General features: G+C 58.9%; 6 protein-coding genes and 1 rRNA gene. 3 read left to right on the plus strand and 4 right to left on the minus strand.

The features are described 5' to 3' along the window. The first annotated feature begins 139 nt into the window (after positions 1-139). The 3 genes from DW870_RS06915 (at position 140) to DW870_RS06925 (ending at position 3,963) form a co-directional block, all read left to right on the plus strand. Complete coding sequence (locus DW870_RS06915; RefSeq protein ID WP_022094864.1) at positions 140-970, plus strand: Mrp/NBP35 family ATP-binding protein; 831 nt, start codon at positions 140-142, stop codon at positions 968-970. Next, a complete protein-coding gene (locus DW870_RS06920; RefSeq protein WP_117770491.1) occupies positions 971-2,242 on the plus strand; it encodes an NAD(P)/FAD-dependent oxidoreductase in 1,272 nt (423 codons plus the stop codon). A gap of 80 nt (positions 2,243-2,322) precedes the next feature. Next, positions 2,323-3,963 carry an NAD(P)/FAD-dependent oxidoreductase gene (locus DW870_RS06925; RefSeq protein WP_117770492.1) on the plus strand — a complete coding sequence of 547 codons (1,641 nt, stop codon included), beginning with the start codon at positions 2,323-2,325 and terminating at the stop codon, positions 3,961-3,963. Positions 3,964-4,028: 65 nt separating this feature from the next. Here the strand turns inward: DW870_RS06925 and uvrB are convergent, their stop codons facing one another. The 4 genes from uvrB to rrf all read right to left on the minus strand — a co-directional run bounded on the left by uvrB (position 4,029) and on the right by rrf (position 7,843). After that, the gene (gene uvrB / locus DW870_RS06930; RefSeq protein WP_035138903.1) at positions 4,029-6,269 is read right to left on the minus strand and encodes an excinuclease ABC subunit UvrB; all 2,241 of its coding nucleotides are present in this window, start codon (positions 6,267-6,269) and stop codon (positions 4,029-4,031) included. A gap of 51 nt (positions 6,270-6,320) precedes the next feature. Next, positions 6,321-6,902, minus strand: a complete 582-nt coding sequence (locus tag DW870_RS06935; protein ID WP_022093787.1) for a lytic transglycosylase domain-containing protein — start codon at positions 6,900-6,902, stop codon at positions 6,321-6,323. After that, on the minus strand, positions 6,895-7,536 hold the full coding sequence (coaE, locus tag DW870_RS06940; protein WP_117770493.1) for a dephospho-CoA kinase: 642 nt from the start codon (positions 7,534-7,536) through the stop codon (positions 6,895-6,897). Before coaE ends, DW870_RS06935 begins: the two co-directional genes overlap by 8 nt. Positions 7,537-7,727: 191 nt before the next feature. Continuing rightward, positions 7,728-7,843: ribosomal RNA gene (rrf, locus tag DW870_RS06945) — 5S ribosomal RNA — on the minus strand. Positions 7,844-8,024: the final 181 nt, after the last annotated feature.

Genomic DNA, 8,024 nt, shown 5'->3' on the forward strand with positions numbered 1-8,024 from the left:
CCATTCGCTTGGACCCATCGTATTGCAAGCACGCTCGGCCCAAATGCATCGCAAATGACTCCCGCTCGCAAACGAGGGTACAATGACGCTCGTGTCACATCACGGGGCTCCGGCCCCAACATATACAAAGGAGTCATACATGGGTTGCGAGCACGCACAGGCCGCCGGCGGACAAACGTCGCCGTCGCAATTTGAGGAGAACACACTGTCCGAGGTCAAACGCGTCATCGCCGTGCTTTCCGGCAAGGGCGGTGTCGGCAAGTCGTTTGTCACCGGTGCCATCGCCACCGAGCTTGCCCGTCACGGCCACAAGGTCGGCGTCCTCGATGCCGACATCACCGGTCCCTCTATCCCCAAAATGTTCGGTATGAGCGGACGCCACGTCCATGCCCTTGGCAACCTCATGCTGCCCGAAATCTCCGAGCACGGCGTCAAGGTCATGAGCTCCAACCTTCTGCTCCAAAACGAGACCGACCCCGTCCTTTGGCGCGGTCCGGTCATCGCAGGCGCCATTAGGCAGTTCTGGAGCGAGACCTCGTGGGGCCCCATCGACTACCTGCTGGTCGACATGCCTCCGGGAACAGGCGACGTCGCGCTCACCGTCTTCCAGTCGCTACCCGTCGACGGCATCGTCATCGTCACGAGCCCGCAGGATCTGGTCTCGATGATCGTCGCCAAGGCGGTCAACATGGCCGAGAAGATGAACGTCCCCATTCTGGGCATTGTCGAGAACATGAGCTATATTGAGTGTCCCGACTGCGGCAAGAAGATCGAGGTCTTTGGCAAGAGCAAGCTCCCCGAGGTCGCAGAGCGCTATAACCTCGACATCTTGGGCCAGCTTCCCATTAATCCGGCACTCGCCGAGGCCTGCGATAAGGGCGAGGTCGAGACCGCACTGCCCGATGGCATGTTGCCCAAGGCAGTCTCTGCCGTCGAGGCCATTACCCCGCACGAGACCGACGAGGCCTAAGTGAACACGAGCGCCTTCTATGACGTCCTGGTAATCGGCGGCGGGGCTTCAGGCCTCGCCGCCGCCATTACGGCCGCACGCGCTGGCAAAAGCGTCTGCATCGTTGAGCGCGATGTCGCCTGCGGCCTTAAGCTCCTTGCGACCGGCAACGGCCGCTGCAACCTCTCCAACGAATCGATTGATCCACAGCGGTATAACCACCCCGCATTCGTTGAATCCGTTATGGGCCCCCGGCCCGAACAAGAGCTTATGGGTTTCTTCTCCTCGCTGGGCATCATGACAACCTCCGAGGAAGGCCGGCTGTACCCGCGCTCCCTTCGCGCCGAATCGGTGCGCGACGCGCTTCTCAATGTTTGCGACCGCCTGGGTATCACCTTAATCTGCGGAGCCAACGTTGCCTCGGCACACAAAACTTCCGAAGGCTGGGCACTCCAAATAGACCGTCCGGCGCGGGCGCTCAAGGCAAAAAAGCACGACGACCGAAAATCGGAGCTCCGCTCGCTTCGGAAAGCGCTCGCCGATGTCCCTCGCAAGAACGAGGCCCTGCAGGCACATGCCGTAATTATCGCCACGGGCGGCAACCCCACCGGTATCGCCGATACGTTTCGCCTCCCCCTCACTTCGCTGCACCCCATCCTCTGCCCCGTATCGGCAACGGTCGTCGGCGATCGGGCGGCACTCAAGACGTTGGATGGCCTGCGCGTCCGCGCCCGCTTGACGCTCGCCCGCAATCATAATGAGCTCTGGCACGAAGACGGTGAAGTCCTGTTTCGAGCCTTCGGTATCTCGGGCGTCGCTGTCTTCAACCTCTCCCGTCGTATCCAGCGCGGCGATACGATCCTGCTCGACGTTTTCCCCGACCTCTCCAAAGACGAGCTGCTCGATATGCTCAACCGGCGCGTTGAGCTGCTCGGCGGCTTTTCGCCCCGCAATCCCCGTTGGCTCGACGGCATGCTCGCCCCGCAACTCTCCCGCGTCGTCTGCACGACGTTCGAGCAGTGCCATCCAGGCTCCAACGATGTCATCCACCTGGTCTCAATCCTCAAACACTTTAAGTTGCTCGTCGAGGGAACAGCCGAGGAGCGCTCGGCGCAGGTCACGCGTGGTGGCGTATCTGTCGAGAGCATCTCAATACCCAGTCTACGCGCGCGCAGCGCTGTCGACGCCCCGCTTTACGTCTGCGGCGAAGCGCTCGACATCGACGCCGATTGCGGAGGCTTTAACCTTGCGTGGGCCTGGCTCTCGGGCATTCGCGCTGCAAGCAGCCTGTAGCCGCGCAGTCTATAATCAAAAACGCATTCGGGCCGTCTGGGATACCGGACGGCCTCTTTCTTGCCTCTAAGGAGACCTCGATGATCGAAATCACCCAAGTCAACGCGTCGCTCGATGAAGCCGGCGATGAAAATGCCTGCCTCATTGTTGGTAAGCGAGTCGCCAAGCGCGTCCTACGTTGCAAGGACTCCGAGATCAAGTCCATCGAGCTCCACCGCAAGTCAATCGACGCTCGCAAAAAACGAGACGTCCATTTTATCCTGAGCTTTCGTGTTGAGCTGACTAGTCCCCACCTCGAGCGAGAAGCGGTCGACAGCGTCGCCGAGCGTGACCGCTCACGCGTACGCGCGATAGAAGACGATGGGTCTTCATTCCCCACCCCCGTCTCCGACGCACCTCAAGAACGCCCTGTCGTTGTCGGCGCCGGATGCGCCGGCCTTTTCGCTGCGCTTACGCTCGCCGAAGCAGGTCTTAAGCCCTTGCTCATCGAGCGCGGCGACCCGGCATTTCGCCGCTCGCATGCGATCGACCTCTTTCTAAAGGAGCGCATCCTCGACCCCGAGAGCAATATCCAGTTTGGTCTGGGCGGCGCGGGGACCTTCTCGGACGGCAAGCTCAATACGGGAACCAAAAATCCCGCCCATCGCCTTATCCTCGAAACCTTCGTCGAGGCGGGTGCGCCCCGCGATATTCTGTGGGATGCCAAGCCGCACATTGGCTCCGACATCCTTCCCACGGTTGTCACCGCTATATCCCAGCGCATCGAGCAGCTCGGAGGTGTCGTCCGTTATCGAACAAAGCTCGTCGACATTCGCATCGACGCGTCTGGCGCCATCACCGGTATTGATGTCCAATCGTCCCAAGACGCCGCTTACGAGTCAATCGAGACAAAGCACCTCATCCTCGCCTGCGGGCATTCTGCTCGCGATATTTTTGAGCTCCTTAAGGACCACAACGTGACCCTCGCACAAAAGACCTTTGCCATGGGCGTTCGCATCGAGCATCCGCAGCGCGACATCGATCGAGCCCAATATGGAGCCTCGGCGGGACATCCAGCGATCGGGGCGGCCCCTTACAAACTTGTTGCCCATCTTCCCAACGGCCGCAGCGTGTTCTCGTTTTGCATGTGCCCCGGCGGACAGGTTGTCGCCGCCTCTTCCGAGCAGGGCCACCTGTGCGTCAACGGCGCTAGCCTCAATGCCCGCGACGGACGCAACGCAAATGCCGCCTTGCTCGTTAACGTCACGCCTGAGGACCTTCCCAACGATGACCCGCTCGCCGGCATCGAGCTCCAGCGTGCCTGCGAGGCGGCCGCCTATCGCCTGGGCGGTTCCAACTGGAACGCACCGGCACAACTCGTCGGAGATTTCCTCGCAGGACGCGCCAGCAAGGCGCCCGGAAAGGTAAAGCCCACCTATCCGCTCGGTGTGACCTGGACGGCAATTGACGAAGCCCTGCCGCAGCATATCGTCGAGTCGCTCCGCCTGGGACTTCCCCTACTCGGAAAAAAGCTACGAGGCTACGACCGTCCCGATGCCGTTCTTACCGGCGTGGAGACTCGTTCGAGCTCACCTGTCACTGTCACCCGAGACCGAACGTGCCATGCCGTGTCGACCCCGGGCCTCTACCCTTGTGGTGAGGGAGCTGGATATGCTGGCGGCATCATGAGCGCGGCCACCGACGGCATCCGTTGCGCCGAAGCCCTGATCGCAGACCTCTAGCGCACGAATTCCAGCGCGCAAAAGACACAGGCCCCGAGCTCCACAGGGAACTCGGGGCCTGTTCGCTATTTCTTAAACCGTGCACCCTGGCGTTTTCTGCCCGATGCGAACGTGGAACCCTTGCGGGCCTGCGAACGTAAGCGCTCGATCGTCTCGTCCTCAGACGCACCCTCGAGCATCGCCCGAATCTGAACGACAGCATCGCGCAGGCGCGCCGCCTCCTCAAAGTCCATGGCGGCAGAAGCGTTGCGCATATCCTCTTCCATGGTTTCGACGATCCGCACAAGCTCGTCATGCGGCAGTTCTTCCAACTGCTCCGCAAGTGTCTGCTCGGGCGCCACCGTTTCCGGCACGCCGCCCTCGCCCGACTCATCGGGCGTATAGAATGCGCCATGACCAAGAGAATCGCCCTTCGAGCGCCCCTTGGAACCCACGGTTTTTTCGGCCTCGGCAATAAAACTTGAGATGTCGTTGATGGCCTTGCGCACTGTCTTGGGCACAATGCCATGCTCTTCGTTATATGCCATCTGAATCTCGCGACGGCGCTGCGTCTCCTCGATGGCCTCTTTCATCGAATCGGTCACAACGTCCGCATACATGATGACTTCGCCATCGGCGTTACGGGCCGCGCGGCCAATCGTCTGAATCAGCGAACGGCGGTTGCGCAAGAAGCCTTCCTTATCGGCATCGAGAATTGCCACCAGTGAGACCTCGGGAAGATCCAAGCCCTCGCGAAGCAGGTTGATGCCAACGAGAACATCGATCTTGCCCTCGCGCAGCGTTCGCAGGATCTCGACACGGTCCATTGTCGCCGTATCAGAGTGCATGTAATTGACCTTAATGCCCGCATCAAGTAGATGGTCGGTCAGGTCCTCGGCCATGCGCTTGGTCAACGTGGTCACCAGCACGCGCTCCTTGCGGGCAACGCGCTCGCGAATCTCGTCTTCAAGATCGTCAATCTGACCGCGAACCGGACGCACATCGATCTTGGGATCGAGCAGACCGGTCGGACGAATAATCTGCTCCACGTCGTTTTGGCTCACCCGCAGCTCGTAATCGCCCGGCGTGGCCGAAACATAGATAAACTGGGGGATCCTTGCCTCAAACTCATCGAAACGAAGCGGGCGGTTATCGAGCGCCGAGGGCAGGCGAAAACCGTGTTCCACCAGCGTCACCTTACGCGAGCGGTCACCTTCGTGCATGCCGCGAATCTGCGGCACCGTCACATGGCTCTCATCGATGATGCAGAGCATATCCTTGGGAAAGTAATCGATTAGGGTAAACGGCGGCTCACCCGGCTTGCGACCGTCCAGATGACGCGAGTAGTTCTCGATGCCGTTGCAAAAGCCCATCGTCTCGAGCATCTCAAGATCATAATCGGTGCGCTGCTGCAGACGCTGCGCCTCGAGCAACTTGTCGGTCGCCTTGAGCTCCGCCACGCGCTTCTCGCACTCTTCGCTGATCGATTTCAGAGCCGCCTTGACCTTCGGCTTCTCGGTCACGTAGTGCGATGCCGGCCATACGGGGATGGCCTCGTACTCACGAAGCATCTCACCGGTGACCTCATCGATCTCGGCAATCAGCTCGACCTCGTCGCCAAAGAACTCAAACCGCAACGGATGCTCGGCATAAGGCGGATACACGTCGACAACATCGCCGCGCACGCGGAACGTGCCGCGTGCCAGGTCATAGTCATTGCGATCATATTGAATGTCGATAAGTGCATGGATAAAGTCATCGCGCTCGAGCGGCACCTTCTTGTCGACGTTTGGAGCCAGACCCGCATAGTCCTCAGGAGAGCCAATGCCATAGATACACGAGACCGATGCGACAACGATCACATCACGTCGAGAGAGTAGCGATGCGGTCGCCTGATGTCGCAGCATCTCAACCTCTTCGTTAATCGAGGAGTCTTTCTCGATATATGTATCGCTTTGCGGCACATACGCCTCGGGCTGATAGTAGTCGTAGTACGAGACGAAGTAGACCACAGCGTTGTTGGGAAAGAACTCTTTGAGCTCGCTCGCAAGCTGAGCGGCGAGCGTTTTATTCGGAGCCATGACCAGCGTCGGCTTTCCCAGGGCCTCAATAGTCTTTGCCATCGTGAAGGTCTTGCCCGAACCAGTCACGCCCAGCAAAACCTGATAGCGGTCTCCGTCCCTCACGCCCTGCACAAGCGACTCAATGGCCTTAGGCTGGGAACCGGCAGGCTCATAGGGAGACACGACCTTAAACGGCACGTCAGAGCCTTCAACGCCAAAGCGCTTAAGTTCACCACCAACGCGTTCTACTTCAAATTCCGCCATGGATACTCCTAACTCATATATCTGCAGTATACGCAGGCGGCAGGCATAGTCCTATACGAACCGATCGGGATAGAGGGTCTTGTAGCGAACCCAGGCATTATTGACACGAATCAGATACGCCTGCGTCTCGGGAAAGGTGATTGCATTATGAAGCGACGTACTCTGCTGCGCCCATCCGTCGACATTGCCCATGCCGGCGTTATAGGCGGCAATGGCACTGTCAGTCGACCCGTTAAAATACGCTAGAAGATACGAGAGATACGCACAGCCAAACTCGATATTCGTAGCCGGATCGTTAAGGTTGTCGGCCGAATACTCGCCACCGTCGACAAGGCCCTTGGCGATCATATCCTGGGCAGTCTCGGGCATCAGCTGCATCAATCCCTGAGCACCCTGATTCGACTCGGCCTCGGGATCCCAATTCGATTCAGACTTAATGACAGCGCACACCAGATACGGATCCAGATTATGCGAAATACTGGATTGCTTTACATACGCCTCGTAGTCAATCGGATACAGCGGCTTAAAGAAAGCGGCAGGAGCATACGAGTAAACGAATGAGATAAGGCCGAAGGCAAAAACGGCAGCCAGCGGTATAAGGCGATACCACGTAAGGAAACGTGTCTTAGGCATCGGCCTCCTCCTTATCCACTACATCCCCGAACCCATGGCGCGAAAGCCATGCGTCCAGTTGTTCAAAGAGCGAGTTATCGTCTGCCGCATTGTCAATCACAGTTGTAGCGAGATTGCACAGCACAGACTCTTCGGGCTGGCAAGCAGAACGGGCATCGAAATCAGATGGCTCCATGCCACGTTGAATAGCGCGCTCGCGACGAACTGACAAAGGGGCGCTGATGACCAAAATTTCATCAGCCAAGCCAAATGCATCCTCAAAACCAGTCGGAGCAGAAACCTCGACCACCGCAAAAGGATAACGGGGAGATGAAACAGTACAACAAACCGGATCGAGAATCCTAAGCGAAAGCTGTTCAATCAGAATGGGATGCACGATGTCATTGAGCCGTGCGACCGAATCAGGAGAAGCGAAAGCTCGAGAAGCGAGGATGCCGCGGCGAATGCCGCCTTCCTCATCCAAAATGTCCCAACCGAATTCATCCGCAAGTGTATTGACGATATCAGAGCCCGGCACATACAGCGATTTTGCAAGCTCATCCAGATCGATAAGCATAGCGCCACGAGATTCGAAATAGCGGCAGGCAGTCGACTTACCCGAAGCAATATTGCCCAAGACAAATACGGTAAACATCAAGCCCTCCCTAACGCCAATGCGAGTAATTATCGCTCAAATACACTAGATGGACTCAAAATACAGCCAAACAGTAAGAGCACATACGGGGGAGCTAGGTCCCAAAGTACAACGTGTATACAACGCAAAAAGGGGGAGGCCGCGAGGCCTCCCCCTTCTCAGTTCAAGCGTACGGCTCGGTGCCGTCCACCGGTCAGCGGCGCCCTGGCCTCCCACGGGCTGGCCCCGCAGTACTCTCGGCGCGATGGGGCTTAGCTTCCGGGTTCGGAACGGGACCGGGCGTGCCCCCCATGCTCTGGCCGCTGACCGGTGGGCGGCGCCCACCGTTACGGTGTCCTGGGTCTCATCTACGTGCCCTGGGGGCCGCATGGCGCATAGGGGAGGTGACTCGGGGGCATCCTCGTGCCCGGACCGCGCCTAAGAGCGCATGTCCCGCGGGCCGCGAGGTGCGGTTCCGGAAGAGCTCGGGCGATTAGTGCGGCTCGGCT

Origin of the sequence: Collinsella sp. AM38-1BH, assembly GCF_003467545.1 — a bacterium.
Taxonomy (GTDB): domain Bacteria; phylum Actinomycetota; class Coriobacteriia; order Coriobacteriales; family Coriobacteriaceae; genus Collinsella.

Coding starts and splice junctions, on each gene's coding strand:
- DW870_RS06915 (WP_022094864.1), top strand. CDS start 140: ATGGGTTGCGAGCACGCACAGGCCGCCGGCGGACAAACGTCGCCGTCG.
- DW870_RS06925 (WP_117770492.1), top strand. CDS start 2,323: ATGATCGAAATCACCCAAGTCAACGCGTCGCTCGATGAAGCCGGCGAT.
- uvrB (WP_035138903.1), bottom strand. CDS start 6,269: ATGGCGGAATTTGAAGTAGAACGCGTTGGTGGTGAACTTAAGCGCTTT.
- DW870_RS06935 (WP_022093787.1), bottom strand. CDS start 6,902: ATGCCTAAGACACGTTTCCTTACGTGGTATCGCCTTATACCGCTGGCT.
- coaE (WP_117770493.1), bottom strand. CDS start 7,536: ATGTTTACCGTATTTGTCTTGGGCAATATTGCTTCGGGTAAGTCGACT.